This is a genomic window from Paenibacillus nitricinens (assembly GCF_052056485.1).
GTDB lineage: Bacteria > Bacillota > Bacilli > Paenibacillales > Paenibacillaceae > Paenibacillus_AQ > Paenibacillus_AQ nitricinens.
The window spans coordinates 1,545,186-1,566,904 of record NZ_CP183948.1 but is presented as its reverse complement, the minus strand read 5'-3'; the positions used below and the strand labels follow the sequence as shown (position 1 = coordinate 1,566,904).

The following is a 21,719-nucleotide window of genomic DNA, read 5'->3' as shown; positions in this document are numbered from 1 at the left end:
TTAAGAAAGAGAACTTCGTCTGGAGATTCCTTTTGTCTTATTGGCGCTATCTCTTAATAAACTGCAATAACCTGCGAATCTCCGCGATTTCAATACTTTAATAGAACGTTTACTAGACTAATTCCCAACAAATAAGGGCTCTTTCCATGTTGACTTTTCAACATATAGTGATTAAAATAAACAACGCACACTAAATATAGTATGGATATGATTTTCCAGTATTTACAGCTTATCTATTCAATCTTTACAGTATTTAATGTAGGTTTAATATATACAGGGGGAGAGACTCCATGCTAGTCGCATACGATTCGAAAACAGGAAACGTCAAACGCTTCATTGGTAAGCTTAAGCTGCCAGCTGTGCAGATTGAAGAGCATATGACCATTGATGAGCCTTATGTGCTTATTACATATACCACCGGCTTTGGACAAATTCCAGAGAAGGTGTCTACTTTCTTAAAGAACAATTATTCCAATTTGAAGGGCATCGCCGCCAGCGGCAACAAGAACTGGGGCGAGCTGTTCGCGAATAGTGCAGACTTGATTGCAGATCGGTACAACGTTCCAGTTATTGGGAAATTTGAACTATCAGGCACATTTGGTGATGTAGAACGAATTAAACAGGAGGTGAGCCGAGTTGCGGCATATTGAATTAAACAACATGTTGATGAAGAGAGACGAAAGTGGCTTCTTTCAATTGGATAAAGACCTTGAGGCAGTAGCCGAATTTATGCGGGATGTAGAACGGCGTAGCCTGGTTTTTGCGAATACAAAGGCCAAGGTTGATTATATGATTGAACAGGATTTCTATGAAAATTTTTACGAGCAGTACAGCGTGGCTGAAATTGAGGAAGTTTATCAAATTACCCATGCCTACAACTTCAGTTTTCCATCTTATATGGCAGCTTCGAAGTTCTATACGGATTACGCTGTAAAAACCAATGACCGTAAGCAATATCTGGAGCATTACCCGGACCGTGTGGCGGCAGTTGCCCTTCACCTAGGACGCGGGAACGCCGACACTGCCAGCATGCTTGCCCGTTCAATGATGGAGCAACGCCTACAGCCGGCGACTCCGACCTTCTTGAATGCCGGCAAGAGCCGTCGCGGTGAGCTAGTGTCCTGCTTCCTTATTGAAATGGATGACTCGCTTAATTCGATCAACTATGTACTAAATACTTGCATGCAGCTGTCGAAGATCGGCGGTGGCGTGGCTGTCAACCTGTCCAAGCTTCGCTCCCGCGGGGAGACCATTAAAGGGGTTGAAGATGCAGCCAAAGGCATTATACCTGTGCTCAAGCTGATGGAGGACGGCTTCTCCTATGCTGACCAGATGGGTCAACGTAAAGGCTCTGGAGCCGCTTACTACAACATTTTTGGCTGGGATGTTCTTGAATTTCTCGACAGTAAGAAGATCAATGCCGATGAAAAAACAAGACTCAAAACCCTGTCCATCGGCCTAATCATTCCGAATCGCTTCTATAAGCTGGCGAAGGACAATGAACCGCTCCATGTATTTGCCCCTTACAGTGTGTACAAAGCTTACGGCACGCATCTTGATGACATGGATTTGGATGAAATGTACGATAAGCTGCTAGCCGATCCACGTGTCAAAAAGAAAAAGGCCATGAGCGCACGGGATATGCTGACCAAAATCGCCATGATCCAACTGGAATCTGGCTATCCATATATTATGAACAAGAGCAACGCCAATGAAGCTCATGCCCTGAAAAACGTAGGACAGATCAAAATGTCCAACCTCTGCACGGAAATCTTCCAGCTGCAGGAGACCTCTGAGATTGCAGACTACGGGCAGGAGAATACTATCCGCCGTGATGTTAGCTGCAATCTGGCTTCCTTGAACATTGTCAACGTGATGGAGCATGGCAAAATCCGTGAATCGGTACATGAGGGCATGATCGCCCTGACCGCTGTCAGCGATATGACCAGCATCTCCAATGCCCCAGGCGTAGCCAAAGCAAACAAAGAGATGCACTCGGTTGGTCTCGGTGTTATGAATTTACACGGCTATCTGGCCAAGAACAAGATCGCCTATGAAAGCGAACAGGCTCGCGATTTTGCCCGGACCTTTTTCATGACCATGAACTACCATTCACTGGAGAAAAGCATGGAGATCGCTGCTGCAACTGGCCGGTCTTTCCAGGGATTCGAGGCTTCTGATTATGCGACAGGAGCTTATTTTGAGCGTTACCTGACTACAGATTACCGCCCTGTAACGCCAAGAGTACAAGAGCTGTTCGGTGATATTTTCATCCCATCCCCTGCGGACTGGGAACAACTACGCGATGCAGTAAAAGCGAAGGGTCTATATCATGCTTACCGTTTGGCGATTGCGCCAACTGCCAGCATTTCCTATATTCAAAATGCCACTTCAAGTGTTATGCCTATTGTAGAGCAGATTGAGACACGGACTTATGCCAATTCAACGACTTACTATCCAATGCCGTACCTGCGGCCGGATAATGTATTTTTCTATAAATCGGCTTACCAAATGGATCAGTTCAAGGTAATCGATCTGATCGCGGAAATCCAGCCCCATATCGACCAGGGCATCTCGACCGTTCTGCATGTGAACAGCGATGTCTCCACCAGAGAACTGGCCCGCTCCTATCTGTACGCGGCGCATAAAGGTTTGAAGTCGCTGTATTACACCCGGACCAAAAAGCTGTCCGTTGAGGAATGCCTCACCTGCTCTATCTAACTGGAAGGCTATAGCCGCAGAAAAGGAGATTGCCATATTATGACCGCTATCCAAGCCGTTAACTGGAACCGTCCTGACGACGATTTCTCATTGATGTTCTGGAATCAGAACATTATGCAATTCTGGACGGACGATGAAATCCCATTATCCGATGATAAAATGTCCTGGCTCACACTCAGCGAGACAGAAAAGGATTCCTATATGAAGGTACTCGGCGGACTCACGCTGCTGGATACGATTCAAGGCGGAGTAGGTATGCCGCAGATTATGGAGCATGTCGAAGGCCTTCAGCGCAAGGCTGTGCTTGGCTTTATGGGCATGATGGAACAGATTCACGCCAAATCGTACAGCAGCATCTTCACCACTTTGTCCTCCACGGAGGAGATTGACAGTGTATTCCGCTGGGTTGAAGAGAATCCTTATCTGCAGTTCAAGGCAGAGACCATATCACAATATTACAAAAAAATAGATTCACCCAAAGATCTGTACCTTGCCATGGCAGCCTCAGTACTGCTCGAGAGCTACTTGTTCTACAGTGGCTTCTTCTACCCCCTATATCTGGCCGGTCAAGGCAAAATGACTTGCAGCGGTGAGATTATCGACCTTATTCTACGGGATGAGAGCATTCATGGGGTATATGTCGGTGTACTGGCGCAGGAGATCTTTGACGGGCTTCCAGAGGACGAGCAACGCGAGCTACACCAGAAGCTGGTAGACCTCCTTAGACTGCTCCATGAGAATGAAGAACGTTATACAGAGCAGATCTATGCTCCCATCGGACTGGTGGACGAGGTTAAGACTTTCCTTAGATACAATGCCAATAAAGCCATAATGAATCTGGGCCATGATCCGCTATTCGACGAGGAAGAGATCAACCCGATTGTTCAGAATGGTATCAGTACCCACACCAAGCAGCATGATTTCTTCTCGAAAAAAGGGAACGGATACGTGCGGGCGCTTAACGTGGAGCCGCTAAAAGATGAAGACTTTCAATTTTAAATATAGATAAAGCAAAAAAGTGCGGAGAACATTCTCCGCACTTTTTTGCTAACTGTAATATTAGATTATTGCAAACTTTTTAGGTATGTTCTGGCTTCTTCGTAGGTATCGTAAGCATCTGCAAAATCTCTACCAAAAATACGTTTCAATTGCATTCTCCAAATTGGATTTTTAGTTACATAAGCCCATCCTGCTTGACCAGCTTCACTCGCCATCGCACCTGTAGGGGCTAGCATAGCTGCAACCTCAGGAGTAAGTACACTTTTAGATTCTGTTACATCAGTTGTTCCTGTAAATTTAGGTTTAACAAGCTTCATGATATTTTCAAAGTCTTTAAGGTATCCTGGAACATCTTCAGCTGAAAAATCAATAGATACTACATCGATATGGTTCTCATTTTGGTTGTACTTAATTGTGTATGGCATAATTTTTTTCCTCCAAGTTTTAAAGTTATTTTTTTAATGATAGAGATGAAAATGTATGTAACTTCACAGACAAAAAATACCTGCCCCAGGCTTTTTCAGGGCGAAGACATCTACTTCCTGTATCGTTTTTATAACAACACCCTTTCTAGAATATTAACTAATACATATTACCTATATTATTATCGACAAATTTCTTTTTTTATTTATATTAAAATACAATTTTCTACAAATTCCAACATATCCATGGCATATTTTCCTTAATTCATTCATTTTTGTGTATCAGCTGTCCCTTACAACCATGCAATTTGCCAACATACGAAGAATCTGTTTTTAGACAACTAAAAAAGACTCTGCGTGCGACTTCCAATTTTAATCCAGTCACCCTACAGGTTTTTGGAACCAGAATACGCCGCAAAGCCTTTAATATTATATATTAGTTGTTATATAAGTAAATTAATCCTTAATTACTTTGTTGCGGAATAGCCCCCGTCAATCACATGTGCTGTACCTGTAATAAAGGAAGCCTCATCACTTAGTAGGAAGCATGCAAATGCAGCTACTTCCTCAGGCGTACCGTATCTGCCCAGAGCCGTTCCAGAAGCGATAAGAGATTGAAGCATCTCTACATCATCAGACAACAGCTTTTCATATCTGTTCATGGTTGGTGTTGGGATAGGACCAGGGCAAATAGCATTTACTCTGATGTTCCGGTGACCCACTTCTTTGGCAACGGATTTAGTCATGCCTACAATGGCATGTTTACTTGCTGAATAGGCTGCATCATTGGCCATCCCAATGAAAATACCATGCAAAGAGGAACAATTTAGAACGGAAGCTCCGGATTTCATATGTGGTAATGCATAATGCAACATGTAGAATTGGCCATTAAGATTTGTCTGAATCACCTTTTGAAACAATATCGGATCATATTCTGTAACATCCGCATTATCTCCTGTAATTGCTGAGTTGTTGTAAAGGCAATCAATTTTTCCGTAGGCTGCCAATGTTTGATCTACAATATTTTTGCAGTCTGCTTCAAGAGAAACGTCTGCCCGAACAAACAACGCCTGCCCGCCTAAAGCTTTGATTTCTTCAACTGTGTTAGCTCCAGCATCTGATCGATTGGCAACTACTACAGTACCACCCTCACTTGCTACTCTTAAGGCTGTAGCTTTTCCGATTCCTGTACCTGCACCTGTAATAATAACTACTTTGTTCTCAAATCTGTTGCTACTCATTATGTGCACCACTTTCTTCTGTCTTTTTCAGGAGGAGGATTCGAACCTCATAGACCCTAAAGTCACCTGATGCAATGCGAATTGGAACATTTTTGCAGAAAAATCGACAAAATTATCCTCTATATGACAACTTTATTGTATTTAATTGTATATAGCAATCAATATTTTGATCGACATAAAAAATACACCCCTTAGAATTTCATCAGAAAAACCAGAAGTTTTATCCAATGTATATTCTAAGGGGTTTGGTAGTTTGCAAATCCGTCGTTGTTAATGAAACCATATTCCAAACAAATTATTTATTGGCTTATAGATAAAGATAATTAGAAACAGCGGACTGGGGATGTTCAACTTTAACAACGCGCATAAGGTCGCGCCAAGCCCCAAAATCCAAAATATAAAATATACGCTAAGATCACGTACTCGGCGCTTTCGTATTAATTTAGGCAAATCAAGTGCCATACAACCAACAGCAATCACCAAAAAAAACAGTATTATCATTTGGCTTCACTCCTTGATTTTTTCAAGAAAAGAATTATCTGTTAGACCCACGCGGTTAATAACTACTGAGGCACTATAATGGACGGGTAATGATTTAAGATAGTCATCGCCTTTTGTTTGCTGTAGCTTTGCCCAAGCTTTAGGGCTGGCATGGTAGATCGATTGTCCAAATCCCATAATATCAACATTGAAGCGATTATTTACTTGCTCCACAGTGTTTTGCATCCGCTCAATAATCCGTTCCTCTGTTTCCTTCTCCAACCGTCTTATAGTGCTTACCAGTTCCAAATTCTCCACACTTTGCACTTCTTCAATATTGCAAAGCGTCTTCACATTAAGGTAAATATGCGGCTCCCCATCAATAATTTTTACTTTGCGTTTGGTTGAAGCCTGGATCGCTTCGATAACAATAGGTTTTCCGTCTTCCCCTGCTACCGGACCAGAATGTGAGGTTACCTTATCATTGATATAATTGTAACCGATCGTTTCACCCTCGTTTAGCCAACCGATCAGTTTGTCTTTTCTGAACACAGCAACAGTATGGTATTCCAATCTCGCCTTAGGCATTGTTCGCTCTACATTGCTTTTATCTCCACCCTCTTTGGGATCTCCCATAACTTCCACTCCGGTAAGTACAGGGTTTTCACCTTGGGACATTAAAGTTTCAATAAAATCATCCAGCGTGACAGCGACTGTTTTTGCTGAATCTTTATAAGAATTATCTAGGGAACTAAATAATTTGTTCGCTGGTAATTTATCCATAGGTGTAAGGACATTCAAGACATCGCTAGCGGTTGTATTTCTGGCAACCATAACGTAGAAATCCATTCTAGGTTCCCGACTTCTTTTAAATACGTCCAGTATCTCGCCCACTCCGGAGCGGGCAAGTTCCTCCCCAATCACTAACACCCGGATATGACCAAGATAACTCGTTCTAGAACTATCCAGATTCAACATACGTTGTGCATCATAAAATGTAGGTACCGTAAATTTATAAACAACCACCGGGACTCCAGTACCTCCCCCTCCTCCATTCGATTGTGAGGAAATTGCAGATGGAATAACGACCTGCATCGAAACTATATAACCAGTTTCAGCCTTGTCGATCCCTATCCCCAGGACAAAGGCTACCTCATTTAGCTCCTTTCTTTCCCAACAGCCACTTAGCACTAAAGTAAATTGGAGAGCTATCATCAATCGAAGAGCGCCTCTAACTAATTTTTTATTCATTGTGTTGATTCCTCATCACTGGATGTGCTTTGACGAAATAGGTTCTGAGTCTTGTTCTCAGCAGGTCTTGTCTTTAAAAAAGGCCACGGAAAGCGAAAAATTGAGTCTTTTAAGTCTTTTGAGTTATAAGGTCCGAGCGGACTCATGTAAGGCATTCCGAAAGAACGCAAGCTCGACAAATGCAGTACGATGATAAAAATCCCGAATAGAATGCCATATAATCCGATAAATCCTGCCAAAGCTATAAGCACAAAACGGATCATCCGTGCAGCTATAGACATTCCTGTCTCCGGAATAACAAAACTAGAAATGGCTGTAAGCGATACAATGATGACCATTGCAGAGGAAATAAAACCCGCCGCAACCGCTGCTTGCCCAATCACCAACGTTCCGACAATGGAAATTGCCTGTCCAATATTTTTAGGTATCCGCACCCCCGCCTCCCGCAAAATCTCATAAGTCATTTCCATGATCAGCGCCTCGACAAAAGCAGGAAAAGGAACACTCTCCCGCTGGGCAGCTAAACTAATTACAAGATTGGTCGGTATCATCTCCTGATGATACGTAGTAATCGCAACATACAATGAAGGTGCAAGCAAAGTAATAAAAAACGAAATAAAACGAACTAATCTCAGCAATGTTCCAATATCTGCTCTTTGGTAATAATCCTCAGCAGACTGAAAAAATGCTACAAAAAATGTGGGTACCAATAGTACAAAAGGGGTACCATCAACAAGAATGGCTACTTTTCCTTCCAAAATACCTGCTGCAATCGTATCCGGACGATCACTGTTGTATACAGTAGGAAAAGGTGTAACTGCCGTCTCTTGAATAAACTCTTCAATATATCCACTCTCGAGAATACTGTCCGTATCAATTTTATTCAGACGGTGTTTTACTTCTTGCACCAAATCCTTATTCGCTATGTTACTTAGATACATAATGGATACGCTAGTTTGAGTCACCCTTCCGATCTGAACGGTTTCCAGCCATAAATGGCTATCTTTTATTTTCCGCCGAACCAGTGCTGTATTCGTCCGCAAATTCTCCGTGAATCCTTCCATTGGACCTCGTACAACCGATTGCGAACTGGGTTCTCCTACATTGCGATCTTCCCAGCCAGGTAAACCGATCCGAAGAGCGGTGGATGTCCCATCGAGCAGCAGCATTACACTACCGGACAATAATTCGTGTACAAATTGGTTGAAATCAACGATGACGGTTAGATCACCGGCTATTAATATTTGTTTCTTAATGATCTCAATCTTCTGCTCGGGTTCAAGCTTCCCCAGCTGTTCATAAGGAATATGTTCCTGCAAAGAATACAAAATTGAATTGTGCAGCACCTGAGTATCTACAAGACCATCTATGTAAATCAAAGAAATATGAGTATTTTCTTCTATCTGCAACTCTTTTATCACTACATCAGAACTTCCGCCCAGCAACCCGTACAACTGATCAATATTGGTTTTCAATCGGTTTGATAGTCTAACAGTCTCCGAGCTCTTCATGATGTAGCCTCCACTTCACTTAGATTAATGAGTATAGTTTGATGTTAATTTTGATAATTATTCCTTTCTGATTAAAATTCGGAATGGCATAATTCTGGTAACTACAACCATACTAAAACTAGTCCAATAAATTTGAGGGGGTATATGCATTTGGAGAAAGATCGAATTAGTACCAATCAAATGATTATACTCGGGCTATTCACATTTATTGGGGATATGGCGCTTGTGTATCCAGCGTTAATGATATCAGGAGCGCAACAAGATGCATGGATTGCTGCTTTGATTAGTATTCCCTTGGGCCTGGCGACCATAAAACTGTTGCTCTGCTTAGCAGACATTGAACCCGACAAGAATATTATCGAGCTTAGCCTACAAATTCTAGGAAAATGGGCCGGAACAGCTGTAGCCTTGTTCTATCTAGTGTTCTTCCTGATTGCAGCTTCCACTTACATAAGAGAAATTGAAGATTTCATGTGTACACAGATTTACGAGAAAACACCCGGTGGGGTTATCCGTTTTATGGCCATTTTCCTGCTGGTATATGGCGTACGATTGGGTCTGGAGACATTGGGACGGGCAGCTCAGCTTTTTTTCCCTTTGTTTGCAGTTTTTTTGATCGGTCTGCTGCTTCTGCTAACACCCGATGTCAAAATGGAACGTTTATACCCCATCATGAACACACCAGTACCGGACATGCTCCATACTTTGATGTATGGTGTTTTTTATCCTTTTGGTGAATTGTGCGTGTTTCTTATGGTATATCCTTATGCTCAGAAGAATAGCAAAACTAGCCGGGATATTTTCATAGCCTTGATCATCGGAGCTCTGGGACTTAACCTCATCTTATTTTTTTCCATTACCGTTCTTGGTGTTTACGCTTCTGAACATCAATTTTATGCCGCATATATTCTTGCTCAAAAAATTAATATTGCTAATTCTCTGCAACGTATTGAAGCGCTTATGGCTACAGCATGGATTATCAGTACATACTTCAAAACAGCCATTTATTACTATGCTTTAACATTAGGTACAGCCCAATTATTTAAACTTAAAAGCCATCGCCCACTGATCATACCCACTGGATTTTTGTTATTTGGTATGTCACAACTGATCGCCAAAGACATCATTTTCTATGTAAAGGAAATCCCTGCCTACTGGGTTGATTGGGATTTCACTCTTGCATTTGTTCTGCCGCTTATGTTGCTAATTGTGTATTATTTTAAAAAACGTCTTGCAACCAAAGGCTAAACGACCTCACTTCCGAAATTAAAAAAAGGACAGCTATTGAGCTGTCCTTTTTTTAATGAATTACTTGCCTGTTGTAGATTTATTCCTTCTTATCCAAAGGTATCGACGATGGTGTTACGTCACGAATAGGTTCATTTGACACTTCAAAGGTTGATCCACAACTCGGACAAAAGCGAGCCTCGATGGCCACATTTCCACCGCATGCTTTACAGTGCTTCACATCAGACAACCCAGCGATTTGCTGCAGATTGACCTCAATCTCCGACTTCAGTTCAAGAATACGGGAAATATTCTTCTCGATCTGCTCACTCGGCAGTGGTCCTGCTCCTTGTGTTACAGCTTCAAACAACAGTTTACCCATTACTTGATACTGCTGGTCAATGTCATTCTGCTTGCTGTTGTTCTGTAATTTCAAACGATTGATCTCCACCACTGTCTTTGCCTTATTCCCAGCCTCGCTTACGCCTGCCTTTACCTTGTTAAAAAAGCTCATGTTCAGCCCCCAATTCCGTAGTAGTCATATATAAGCATATTTCGACACCGCCACAAGTATTCCTCTCTTTATTGTACCTAACTTCAACCGCGATTTGTAGTTCATCCACAATCATGAACTTATTTCCCCCGCCTTCCTGCGGGAACGAACCTCGACTCAGGTCTGGTATTTAAAACCGCCTTCAGGCCGTTTTGCCGCATTCGAAAAGGCTATACAATAAGTACATAAGCAAGCGGGTTGCAAGATTTAATAATACTCACCCCCATAAGAGAGGATGACAATAATAAATGAAAAAATTATATCGTTCCAGAAGTGACCAGAAAATTAGTGGTGTATGCGGAGGTCTTGCCAGTTGGTCAGGCATCGATGCCACAATTCTCCGTCTCGTAACGGTTGCGGCAGCACTTTTCAGCTTCGGTACCGTTCTTATCTTTTACTTTATCGCCAGCATCATCGTCCCTAAAGAACCTTTTGGCAGCTTTTCGGATGGACATGATTTCTATTAACAGATCGTCCTTTAATACCAATCAAACATACTAAGGAGAGATATAACATGAGTTTATTCAAAAGAATTTCCACCCTTACTAAAGCTGCCCTACACGAAGGTCTGAACAAATTAGAAAATCCAGTGCTACTGACAGGTCAGTATCTGCGCGATCTTGAGAACGAAATAGCTGCGGCAGAACGCAATGAGCGTGATTTAAAAGTTACAGCGAGTGTATTGGAACGCCGTAAGCAAGAATATACTCAGTTGATAGAGCAAAGCGAAGCTGAAGCCGTTCAGGCGGTTGAGCAAGGAAATGAAGAAAGAGCGCGCCTTGCACTCATGGCCAAGCTGCGGTATACAGAACAGCTGGATGAGAGTATCAATAGTCAGGTGCAAACGCAGCAATCCCTGGCAGAGCTGGAGATCAATATCGCTAGAGCTAAAGAAGAGCGCGAACAGCTTAAAGCGAAAAGAACTGAACTTATCGCTCGTGCTCAGCAAGCTACAGAAACACTAAGCTCCGCTCCTCATAGCAACAGTGTAAAAGGACCTAATGTGGGTACCGCTTCACGTGGCTTCGAACGAATGGAAGAGAAGATTTTCGAGTGGGAAGCTCTGGCGGAAAACGCCAAGTATAAATCCAACTCAGGAGCAGGCGCAGCTTCGTCCATTGATCCTAACCTTCGTAGTGCTGTTGATGATGAAATTGAACGTATCCGCAACCGGAAAATCAATACCGACAAAAAATAAATATAATAACAGGCCCCTTATTTCTCAGCTACTGAGCTATATAAGGGGCTTGTTTTTTCTATTCCTCTTCATCCCACGAATCATTTTTTTCGATTCCGGATCTACACGGTAAGACTCTGTGATTTTCTGCAAAGCCTTGTTATAGGTGAAATCATCTAAAGTATTAGTTCTCAAATAACCTATCGTAGCCGCAGGCAGCTTCACATAACACATCGATAACGCCCAAGAAACTGCCATTTTTACATAATACCCCTCATGTCTGACCTTATCGAGTAGTTGTAAAATCCGGTTGATGTACGCTTCTTCAATAAAGAAATTAAGCATCATTACTACCGCAAATCGAATCTCGTATTCTTCGTCAGATGATAGATACGGAACTATAAAATCCCACATCTGTTCTTTATTCTTCAAGGTAAACTTCAGTCCTGTACAAAAGCTATCACATACCGACCAGTTATCGATTTTGGGGATAAAATCTGCGATATATCGCAGGATGTCTTCAAACTCTGCTTTCACGTAACCAAGCACCATACCCTGCAGCATTACTTCTTCAAAATAATCTGACTCGGCGTGCTCCAAATAGGCTCTCCAGTCACCCTTTGCAATGGTTTTGGCGAGTTTACGCAGCTCCGGTAGCCTGACTCCTATCACATTATCAATCGTCGGAAGTAAAGCCGCAGAAAACTTCTGGTAGTCCGCATCTGCCAACTCCACTAGCTGTTCCTTTATTGATTTCTCCACTATAATGCTCCCTACGTATTAATTATTGAAATGAAATCTCCCATAAATATATGGATGCTACCGAACCGAAGGGTGAGTACCTGAGACGGTATTGTTCGAAGTGCTCTTTGGTAAGCGTATCAAGCCCATACAACTTCATCATGCCACGACGAATGGCGATATCTCCCCAACTAACTACATCTGGCCGCTCCATACAATTGATTAGCATCATCTCTGCTGTCCACTTACCGATGCCTTTTAACTTCATGAGTCTTTGAATAACCTCTTGATCGGATAACCCATGTAGTTCCTCCAGCTTAAACGCCCCATCAGCAATCAGCTTGGAAATGTCATGAATACAAACCGCCTTTTTCATCGTCATACCGCAACCCTGAATCTCATCCGCCGTGTGTAAAGCTAGCTGCAGCGGAGTGATTTCTCCGAATTGAGCCTGCATTCTTGTCCAGATGGTCCGAACTGCTTTGACTGAGATTAGCTGACCTACTATGGCATAAATAAGCGCAGTGAAAAGATCTGGAATAATCACACGTTCCACTTTCCCCATTCGCGCCATCGCCGCACCTAGCACTGGGTCCACACTTCCGAGGTAATCGATTTCTGCTTGTCCATATTCAAAAAATTTAGTGATTACAACTCCCAAAGTATGTCCTCCCGTTTTTAGCTTAACAATAATATACAATATCTATTTTGCAGTGTACGGATTCTTGAATAGGATAGCAAGATAACGAAACTTGAAAAAGCTACAACACTTCTTGTACACCTTATTTTTACTCAACTACTATTTGTAACTTGTACTAGATTGTATTTATCATTTTACTACTTTAATATGAATGTATATATGATAGATGAGGAGCTTTACGAATGGACTTTATAGCAATTGACTTTGAAACGGCGAATTCCAGTCGATCCAGCGCCTGTGCTTTAGGACTTGTGGAAGTTAAAGATGGCGTTATCACTGCAGAACATTCTTGGCTGATCGATCCGCAACAGCGGTTTGACGGCATGAACATTTCGATACATGGCATCACCCCCTCCATGGTAATCGGTCAACCTACTTTTCACGAATTATGGCCCGCCGTTGAACCTTTGCTGCATGGACGAATCGTTGTAGCACACAATGCCGCTTTTGATATGAGTGTACTGCGGTATTGCCTCGATGGGATGTCCATAAGCTATCCGAGCTTTCAATACTTATGTACTTATTTATTAGGGAAAAAAATGCTGCCCGAGCTTCCCTCTCATAAACTTAATGTAGTATCCGAGCATTTCGGCATTGAGCTGAAGCACCATGACGCTCTCGATGACGCACGCGCAGCGGCTTTAGTTCTATTAATGCTTATGGAGCGAGAATCACACCTTGACCCGCTTTTGCTCTCTAGCAGCCAAGGATATACTAGCGGAACAATGTTTGCTGGTGGATACACTCCTTTTTCTGCTCGTAAGAGTAAGCCTGCTAAGAAACCTGTGAACAATCAAAGAACGAAAAACTTCTATTTATAAGAAAATATTAAGTTGTTTAGCAAAAAACACCCAATCGGCTTATAACAGCTGGTTGGGTGTTTTGCATTCGAAATGATATAGCATACATGCCGATTCATTCACTATGAAGAAATCTAACCTTTCTGGTCATTATAGGGAAGAATTCCGTATATTCTATCAGCGATCAGTGAACATCCCATCGGTTCTTCCAGATCACCAACCAAGATCAACACAACATACTAAATCTTCATCCGATATACTGCTTTATTCTCCAATCCTCTGATGAATGGCGTCCATTCTTCGGTTTCTGGTGTGGTATCCAGCGCATCCTCGACCATCTGCAGCTTCGCATCCATCGCGTCAATATGATGCAGCGCTACGGCCTCAGCCGTTTGCGGCTGAACAGGACTGCCCCATTCACCCAGGTTATGGTGTGACAATACGAGATGCTGTAACGCTAGAACCTTCTCTGAATTCAAATCAATGTCTAAACGGATGGCCGCTTCCGTAATCCAGTTAGATGCCATCGAAATATGACCAATCAGCTTACCCTGAACACTATATTCTGAGACAATCCCGAGCTGAGAGACCATCTCCTCCGGCTTCGCGATATCATGCAGAATAATTCCAGCTTTCATTAAATCTGGATTCAGGAATGGACGCTGCTTGCACAGAAAATCCCCAATCTCCAGCATACGGACCATATGATAAGCAAGTCCGGCAAAATAAGCATGGTGATGCGTTTTGGCAGCCGGATAATGCATCAATTTCTCTTCCACTTTGCTTACACAAAAGGAGACAATCGAAGCAATCTCCGGATCTGTAATGCTTGCCATAACCCCTTTAATCGTATGAATAAGGTCTACTGGACGAATAGGAGCGGAGCGAATGAAATCCGTTAACGCTACGCCATCCTCATCGTTCACCAATCTGATTTTGGTTACTTTGATTTGCAATTTCTCACGATAAGTGTGCGCAATCCCGCGAACCTTCACCAGTGCCATAGGAAAAAAAGTTTCTTTATCGGTTGTGCTGACGTCCCAATATTTCGCGGACAATTGTCCACTGGAATCTCCCAAGACCAGGTCGAAATAATCCTTTGGAGGAGTACCGTTCGTTTGTTTGATCGCTAGCTCTCTTAAGAGATAAAAGCCAACAAATTCATCCTGTGGAGCGAGCTGTTTAATTTGTGTCATGTTGAAGCCTCCTATTAATAACAGGCTTTGTACCTGCTCTCTATATTAAACTTTAGACACTCACGTCCAAAATCCCTTTAAATCACTATACGATCTATTTTCACTTTTATGTACAGGTAGATAAAGGAGGTTACTCCACGGGCCATAATATGGCTCTAGAATAACCCCCTGTATAGATTAAGTATTGATTGATAACTGCTTATTTACCAGCGGATTCAAGGGCTGATTTAATAGCTTCTACCACTTTAGCAGATACTTCTTTCTCAGCATCATTATTTCCGAAGGCTGCTGCGCGATATCCATACTTGTGTAAGCTATAACCTGTGGAAGTCGACTCAATCTCGCTCTTCACAGCCAGCTCAGCGTCAGTCAACTGGTTAACCGGTCTTGTATTTCCGTTTTTATCTAAATAGTAAACGAGCATTTTAACAGGAACACCATGTTCTACATATGTCATAACATTCACAAGCTTATCAGCACTTACACCAATGAAGATTCCATCGAAGTAAGCCGCTTTATTAGCTTCTACAATTTCAGCTTTCCCGTATGCTCTATCCACCGCAGCCTTGAGAGCTACACTACTACTAGTTGCACCGGAAACAGCGTCTACAGCTTGCACAGCTTCTCTAGTACCTGCTGCAAGGAAGCTAGAAGTCAATTGTGGAATTGCTTTTACCACCTCTGGGTAAGCAGCTTTGCCTCTATCCACAAGATTCATTCCTACACGATACAAAGCAATATTTACGATCTTACCGTTACGTAGTGTAACGTCTGCTCTATTTGTTCCTTTATCATAAGCATCACCAAATGCAGTAAACGTTCCGTCTTTATAGGTCCCTTGAACTTTGGATGCGTTAGTCAAAGCATCCGTCAGTGCAGCTTTGGCAGCTGCGGATAGCTCCTCTTGACCTGTGATATCGGACATTTGCACACCTTTTTCAAGTAATCCTGAAGTAAGTGTACCCACCAGTGATTTTTGTTCTGCACTTAGCTTGTCATCAGCGATCAGCTTGCCGTCAGCACTGAACAAGCTTACTTTAATGTTTGTAACTGCATCTGAAGCCATATCAACAAGCAGTAATACTTTAGATTGGTTATCTACACCTGCGAATTTTCCGTCAAAATATCTAACTTCACCAGGAACTTTTAGTGCTTTTTCAAAAGCTCTTTCTACGGCTTGGTTCCAACCGTGACTGCTTTCTGTAGCGCCAGAAATTCCATCAACCTTCTCATCATAGTTAGTGAAGTAAGATCCATTAGCAAGCAACTTAGCTGTCATCGGAGCATTAGCTTTTACAACTTCCGCATAAGCTGTTGCACCTCTGTCAATTAGGTTGTTCCCAAGTCTGAACAGCTTCACATCCACTAGCTTACCGTTGCGGATCACGATGTCAGCTCTTTCAACACCCACACTTCTTGCAGTTCCATAAGAGGAATAGAATCCGTCTACATAAGCAGAAGCATTGTCAATCTTTGCATTCTGCTCAGCATCCCAGAAGGCATTAATCGCAGCCTTAAAGTCGGCTTCGAGTCCTGCAACAGGCTCTGCAGCTGTTCCTTTAGCCAGCAATGCTGGTGTTATAGCTGCAACTGCTGCGAATTGCTCAGCTGTGTAGGCCTTCTCATCCACGAAATCACCGGAACTGTTCAGCGGGTACACCTTAACAGCTGTGAGCTTATTGGATTCGTAGGTTGCAAATACTGCATATTTACCTGTAGGATCTATGCCCATATGAACACCATCAAAGTAAATTGCATCTGTATCTTTCACTGTTAGAGCTCTTTCAAACGCTCTGTCTACAGACAATTTCCATCCATTACTAGAGCGTGTTGCTCCCGAAACAGCGTCTACTGCAGCTGCTCCATCTCTTGTCTTGCCAATCAATTTATTCTCCATCAATCCATAAGCTTGCCATAAAGCGCTATAATTGTTACGAGCATCTCTGTCGATCAGCTTAGGGCTGGTTCTCAGGAGATCGATGCTAGTAATTTTTCCATCTTTAATTTCGATCTTAGCGCCTTCGGTACCTTTGGAGTAAGCATCGCCATACGCTACGTAAACTCCATCTTGATATACATTTTCCTTAACTGTAACCGGAATTGCTGTAGGCACAGGCTTAACAGTCGCTGCTGGAACTACTGTAGCCGCTGGAGCAGCGGTTGCTTTTGGCGTTGTAGCTGGTTTTGTCGTTGCTGCTGGTGCCGCTGTTGCCTTTGGGGTTGCTACTGGTTTTACCGTTGCTTTCGGTGTTTCTACTGGTTTTGCTGTTGGCTTTGGTGTTGCTACTGGTTTTGCTGTTGCTTTTGGTGTTGCTACTGGCTTTGCTGTTGCTGCTGGTTTTGCTGTTGGTTTGACTGCTGGTGCATCCGCTTCTTCAGAAGCTGCGGATACTGCATCCACCTTCAAGTTCAAAGCAGGCACATTAAGTGTGTAAGCAAATGGCGCTAACAATATTGCCGCGCTAACCGTTAAAGAAATTAGTTTTTTCAATAAAATTCTCCTTTACCAAATCCCCAGTGATATATAGCTTTTCTTAACCAAACTTACCTTTCACAGTGCCCCTTCTCTTCTTATGAAGCGTGACTTCTCTCTTCATAAGAACCCATCCCCCCTCTCATGCCAATGCGCGACCCATCACTTTCCAAAAAAGAATGCCTTAAATCTATTCATTCCTTCCTTTTAACAATAAACCGCATAAAAGGTGAAATAATTCACATAAGATGATAGAAAAAGAATGAATGCGTTTTTTCATCAATTTCTGGTTTGATACTACCAAAGTTTTCCGCCATTCCTCTGTATCTAAAATCACACACCCTATAAGAAATATCACTATTTGCTCAAGATTGTGATTTTTAATAATCTTTTCCAGAAAATATCCCCTCTTCCTCTTCCTTATGTAAATAACGTGATCTCGATTATTGTGTTTTCAAGAATAGATATGCTATTTTAAAACGATCTCTAACATGGGAAGGAGTCAAATCCATTGCACAAACAGCCACCTATTGGAGTTATTCTCGCCCAAATTGGCACACCTACTGCACCTACTGCAAAGGCGGTACGTCCTTATCTGAAACGTTTTTTATCCGACCGCCGAATTATAGATTATTCACCACTGCTCTGGCAGCCTTTGCTGCGAGGCGTTATTCTGCGCTTTCGTCCACGCCGCTCGGCTGAGCTGTACAGACAAATCTGGACAACAGAAGGATCACCTTTACTCTCCCATTCATTAACTCAGCAGTCTGGTTTGCAAGCATTTCTAGGTCCGGATTATCAAGTAGAGCTGGGCTTAGCGTATAGCGAACCCAGTATGGAGCAAGCAATGAACAAATTGGAAGCTGCCGGAGTCACACGAATCATCATTGTGCCGCTATTCCCGCAATACTCGTCCACTACGACGGCATCTGTCTTCGATCAAGCAAGTTTTGCTGCATTAGGACGCCAAAGCTCCACTGGACCGGTTACGAAGCGACTGATTCCAGCGCTCAGATTTATAGATACTTATTACAATGAACCCGGTTATATTTTAGCTATGAAGTCGCATTTACTTCAGCAAATGAAACTTCTCAACTCTGATCCTGATTATTTCGTCCTAACCTTCCACGGCATTCCCAAGCGTTATGCAGATACAGGTGATCCCTATCCAGAGCAATGTATGGAAACCGCGCGTCTTCTCGCTTCAGCTATGAATTGGGAGCCCGAACGCTGGCAGCTTACTTTTCAATCACGCTTCGGACGCGAAGAATGGGTAGGTCCCTCTACAGCTGATGTTTTGGGAAAGCTAGCGGAACGCGGAATTCATAAGCCTTTAATATTCTCACCGGGACTTGTAACGGATTGTCTGGAAACGCTGCACGAGCTAGCAATAGAAGGGCGCGAACAATTCGAGGCTGGAGGAGGACATGCTGAAGACTTCACAGCGATCCCCTGCTTGAATAATCATGAGGACTGGCTTCAATTTCTGGCTCAGCATGTTGCACAAAACGCCATAGGCTGGTAACATAAAAAACCGTCTTGTCCGCAAATATTCTTTGCTGCAGACAAAACGGTTTGCTATGCCAGTTCATAAGATCTAAGAATTAAAAAGATCCTTAAGCTGTAAGCTGCTTATATTTAGTAGTCAGTTCATGGAACCATTGCTTATCCTGTAAGGTCAATGCAAAGTCGATCAGCTCGGCGATCTCACTCGGCTCTAAATCAGCAGAGTCATTAAACGAGACTTCAGCCATTGCCGTAGCTTCTCCGTTCCCATCCTCTGCATAATTATAAGAGAAGCAAATCTTAATATCACTTTCCAGAAATTCATTACGCAGGAAATATAACACCTCACACATTAGCACAGGTCTAACATGATCCTCAAAGACACATTCCATAACCTTTGCCCAATACTGCTGGTTGCTGAGGTGTAGCTTATCATTGGTTAAGAGATATTTCTCACCTTGAAAATCGGTGACAAATCTCAGCTCAAGCGGCTTCATTTTAAAAATACTAGCCATTTGCTTCATGCTAATATTTAGAATGTCTTGCGTTTCTAGTCTGATCATCTCTATGCACCTCGTCCCTCTTAGTTGGGCTATCTGAAATCTAATGATATCTTTAATTTCGTTATATGCCAATCATGTAAAATTAACTCTATCCATTCACTTTAATTTTTATCTAATTTAACATTATTATCGTCAACTGACTACGCTTTGTTAATATTTTTTCATTAATTCCACAAAAAAATGTTTCAATCTTTGTCCATCTGTTTAATATGTATACTTAAAAAACTTAAATCTCATTATTTTCATAACAAAAAAAACTGTTCAGATTGGTCATAAACGACCTCTAAACAGTCTTTTGCCTACTTGTTATTTAGTTAACTCTGCTTAAACAAACAGCGGCACTAGCTGTATTCCGTCTTCCGGTGAAATCCGAACCAGTCCTTTATCTGTAATTCGCAATGTCGGGATAACTGCCAAAGCAAGCAGCGATAAGGTCATAAACGCGTAGTTCAAAGTACAGCCAGCATCATATAGCGCTTTGCTGATCGCAGCTGATTTTGCAGCAGCAATTTCGAAGGGTTCCGTGGACATTAGGCCTGCAATAGCCAGCGGGAATAACGTCTCTCCACTGGACGTGATCATGCAAACACCACCCTGGGCATCCGCCACCGCATTTGCAGCTTTAGCCATTAACTCATCATCATTGCCGATGACGAGTACATTATGACTATCATGAGCAACCGTCATCGCAATGGCAGCCGGCTCTTTAAATCCAATACCTTCGACAACGGCCACTGATTTATTGCCTGTACCTTTATGTCTTTCGAGCACGGCGATTTTGCACAAACCTTCTATAGCATTTACATCCAGTTGCCCCTCCACTACAGGTATCGAAACCATGCGCTCAATAGTCTCCACATGATTTTCTCTTACCTTAATAACTCTTGTAGTAAGTTCACCTGTTTGAATTGGAGCAGCAATGATGAAATCTTCTGAAGTAGGACGCTGTGGCAAATGAACCGAAGCCAACACTTCCTCCGGATAGGTGAATTCAGCAAGCTCTGCCGTCATTACTCCGTTCTCAGCAACTACTGCACCTGCGGCAATCGTCAGCACTACATTAACATCTGCCAAATTCCCGTCCAGAAGAATGATATCTGCAAAAGAACCCGGAGTAATAGAACCGATATCCCGCGCTAAACCAAAGCGTTCAGCAGTATTAATGGTAGCCATTTGGATAGCTGTTATGGGCTTAACACCTTGAGCAATAGCATCACGCAGAACGAAATTCATATGCCCCTCATCTCGTAAGGATTCCGAACTACGATCATCCGTTACCAGCATCATTCGGCGTGTATCAATGCCGTGTTCTGTATGGGCTGTAATTGTTTTAGCCACATCATGCCAAGCGGAGCCACGGCGCATTTTGGAATACATCCCCAGTCGAACGCGCTCAATCACATCGTCTGCCGTCACACATTCATGATCGCCAGTCACACCTGCCGCCGCATACACGGGCAGTCTCCAGTCGCTGGAAGGCCATGTGAAATGACCGTCTACAAATCTGCCTGCCCGCAGCGTAGCTTGAATTTCTCCAAGCATTTTCTCATCGCCATAAACAACGCCAGGAAAATTCATCACTTCACCCAGCGCAATCACGTCAGGTCCCCAAGTAAAGGCTTCTGCCACTTCTTCTGGTCCAATAGAAGCTCCCGTTGTCTCGAATTCCGCACCTGCCGCAGGCACACAAGAAGCTACCTGCATGTAAGCCGCTAACGGTGTTCCCCGCATCTCATCGAGCATTAATTGAATCCCTTTCAGCCCGAATACATTAGCAATCTCATGAGCATCAAAGAAACCGCCTGTTGTGCCCAGCGGCAGAACCGCGCGTGAGAATTCTGTAACGGTAAGCTGGGTGCTCTCAATATGACAATGGCCATCGAGTAGTCCCGGAGCTATATACTTACCGTTCGCCTCAATGACCTGAGTTCCTTCACCAATCATATGTGTCACATCTTTACCAACATAAGCGATACGTCCACCTTGCACACCAACAGACATTCCTTCTAAAATTTCACCAGAGCATACATTGACCAGCTTCCCACCTGTAATTACTAGTGTTGCCGGTTTATCTCCTCTGGCCGTAGCCACAAGCTCAGGTACACAATCTGCTAAAGGCTTTCTTGTAAAAGCTGTCATTTTCATCTCTCCCCCGTTA

General features: G+C 42.9%; 19 protein-coding genes. 8 read left to right on the top strand and 11 right to left on the bottom strand.

All coding sequences use genetic code 11. From position 1 onward, the window contains the following. Window positions 1-290: 290 nt before the first annotated feature. The 3 genes from nrdI to nrdF are packed head-to-tail and all read left to right on the top strand — an operon-like array spanning window position 291 to window position 3,720. Window positions 291-650 (top strand): class Ib ribonucleoside-diphosphate reductase assembly flavoprotein NrdI, encoded by a 360-nt coding sequence (gene nrdI, locus ACN6KS_RS07050; RefSeq protein WP_094871201.1) that lies wholly within the window; start codon window positions 291-293, stop codon window positions 648-650. Then, a complete protein-coding gene (gene nrdE / locus ACN6KS_RS07045) occupies window positions 637-2,721 on the top strand; it encodes a class 1b ribonucleoside-diphosphate reductase subunit alpha (RefSeq protein ID WP_094877406.1) in 2,085 nt (694 codons plus the stop codon). The genes nrdI and nrdE overlap by 14 nt, the downstream gene beginning before the upstream one ends. Before the next feature lie 39 nt (window positions 2,722-2,760). After that, on the top strand, window positions 2,761-3,720 hold the full coding sequence (nrdF, locus tag ACN6KS_RS07040) for a class 1b ribonucleoside-diphosphate reductase subunit beta (RefSeq protein WP_440961662.1): 960 nt from the start codon (window positions 2,761-2,763) through the stop codon (window positions 3,718-3,720). A gap of 65 nt (window positions 3,721-3,785) precedes the next feature. On the opposite strand, the gene ACN6KS_RS07035 is transcribed toward nrdF, so the two are convergent. The 4 genes from ACN6KS_RS07035 to ACN6KS_RS07020 form a co-directional block, all read right to left on the bottom strand. Further along, on the bottom strand, window positions 3,786-4,145 hold the full coding sequence (locus tag ACN6KS_RS07035) for a hypothetical protein (RefSeq protein ID WP_094871207.1): 360 nt from the start codon (window positions 4,143-4,145) through the stop codon (window positions 3,786-3,788). 464 nt (window positions 4,146-4,609) lie between these two features. Next, window positions 4,610-5,383, bottom strand: coding sequence for an SDR family NAD(P)-dependent oxidoreductase (locus ACN6KS_RS07030; protein ID WP_094871209.1), 774 nt, complete (start codon window positions 5,381-5,383; stop codon window positions 4,610-4,612). A 507-nt stretch (window positions 5,384-5,890) separates the two neighbouring features. Next, window positions 5,891-7,114, bottom strand: coding sequence for a Ger(x)C family spore germination protein (locus ACN6KS_RS07025; RefSeq protein WP_440961661.1), 1,224 nt, complete (start codon window positions 7,112-7,114; stop codon window positions 5,891-5,893). Further along, window positions 7,111-8,625 (bottom strand): spore germination protein, encoded by a 1,515-nt coding sequence (locus tag ACN6KS_RS07020; protein ID WP_094871215.1) that lies wholly within the window; start codon window positions 8,623-8,625, stop codon window positions 7,111-7,113. The genes ACN6KS_RS07025 and ACN6KS_RS07020 overlap by 4 nt, the downstream gene beginning before the upstream one ends. A 144-nt stretch (window positions 8,626-8,769) precedes the next feature. Between ACN6KS_RS07020 and ACN6KS_RS07015 the strand changes: the two genes are divergently transcribed. Then, window positions 8,770-9,873 (top strand): GerAB/ArcD/ProY family transporter, encoded by a 1,104-nt coding sequence (locus ACN6KS_RS07015; protein ID WP_440961660.1) that lies wholly within the window; start codon window positions 8,770-8,772, stop codon window positions 9,871-9,873. 79 nt (window positions 9,874-9,952) lie between these two features. On the opposite strand, the gene ACN6KS_RS07010 is transcribed toward ACN6KS_RS07015, so the two are convergent. Continuing rightward, complete coding sequence (locus tag ACN6KS_RS07010; protein WP_094871221.1) at window positions 9,953-10,366, bottom strand: zinc ribbon domain-containing protein; 414 nt, start codon at window positions 10,364-10,366, stop codon at window positions 9,953-9,955. Between the two features lie 287 nt (window positions 10,367-10,653). Here ACN6KS_RS07010 and ACN6KS_RS07005 point away from each other — a divergent pair, with 287 nt between their 5' ends. Both ACN6KS_RS07005 and ACN6KS_RS07000 read left to right on the top strand, forming a co-directional pair. Further along, window positions 10,654-10,872 (top strand): PspC domain-containing protein, encoded by a 219-nt coding sequence (locus ACN6KS_RS07005; protein ID WP_042185808.1) that lies wholly within the window; start codon window positions 10,654-10,656, stop codon window positions 10,870-10,872. A gap of 47 nt (window positions 10,873-10,919) precedes the next feature. Further along, window positions 10,920-11,603: a PspA/IM30 family protein gene (locus ACN6KS_RS07000; RefSeq protein ID WP_094877411.1), complete on the top strand. Its 684-nt coding sequence runs from the start codon at window positions 10,920-10,922 to the stop codon at window positions 11,601-11,603. 36 nt (window positions 11,604-11,639) lie between these two features. Here the strand turns inward: ACN6KS_RS07000 and ACN6KS_RS06995 are convergent, their stop codons facing one another. After that, complete coding sequence (locus ACN6KS_RS06995; protein WP_440961659.1) at window positions 11,640-12,344, bottom strand: DNA alkylation repair protein; 705 nt, start codon at window positions 12,342-12,344, stop codon at window positions 11,640-11,642. A gap of 22 nt (window positions 12,345-12,366) precedes the next feature. Further along, window positions 12,367-12,984 (bottom strand): DNA-3-methyladenine glycosylase family protein, encoded by a 618-nt coding sequence (locus ACN6KS_RS06990; RefSeq protein WP_440961658.1) that lies wholly within the window; start codon window positions 12,982-12,984, stop codon window positions 12,367-12,369. A 221-nt stretch (window positions 12,985-13,205) separates the two neighbouring features. On the opposite strand from ACN6KS_RS06990, the gene ACN6KS_RS06985 reads away from it, so the two are divergent. Further along, window positions 13,206-13,844 (top strand): 3'-5' exonuclease, encoded by a 639-nt coding sequence (locus ACN6KS_RS06985; protein WP_094871228.1) that lies wholly within the window; start codon window positions 13,206-13,208, stop codon window positions 13,842-13,844. Window positions 13,845-14,062: 218 nt separating this feature from the next. On the opposite strand, the gene ACN6KS_RS06980 is transcribed toward ACN6KS_RS06985, so the two are convergent. Then, window positions 14,063-15,019, bottom strand: coding sequence for a 3'-5' exoribonuclease YhaM family protein (locus ACN6KS_RS06980; protein WP_094871230.1), 957 nt, complete (start codon window positions 15,017-15,019; stop codon window positions 14,063-14,065). Between the two features lie 199 nt (window positions 15,020-15,218). After that, window positions 15,219-17,510 (bottom strand): FMN-binding protein, encoded by a 2,292-nt coding sequence (locus ACN6KS_RS06975; RefSeq protein ID WP_440961657.1) that lies wholly within the window; start codon window positions 17,508-17,510, stop codon window positions 15,219-15,221. Window positions 17,511-18,003: 493 nt separating this feature from the next. Between ACN6KS_RS06975 and hemH the strand changes: the two genes are divergently transcribed. Next, window positions 18,004-19,017, top strand: a complete 1,014-nt coding sequence (gene hemH, locus ACN6KS_RS06970; RefSeq protein ID WP_440961656.1) for a ferrochelatase — start codon at window positions 18,004-18,006, stop codon at window positions 19,015-19,017. Between the two features lie 91 nt (window positions 19,018-19,108). On the opposite strand, the gene ACN6KS_RS06965 is transcribed toward hemH, so the two are convergent. Further along, window positions 19,109-19,561 (bottom strand): IDEAL domain-containing protein, encoded by a 453-nt coding sequence (locus tag ACN6KS_RS06965; RefSeq protein WP_094877416.1) that lies wholly within the window; start codon window positions 19,559-19,561, stop codon window positions 19,109-19,111. A gap of 324 nt (window positions 19,562-19,885) precedes the next feature. Continuing rightward, window positions 19,886-21,700: an adenine deaminase gene (locus ACN6KS_RS06960; protein WP_440961655.1), complete on the bottom strand. Its 1,815-nt coding sequence runs from the start codon at window positions 21,698-21,700 to the stop codon at window positions 19,886-19,888. Window positions 21,701-21,719: the final 19 nt, after the last annotated feature.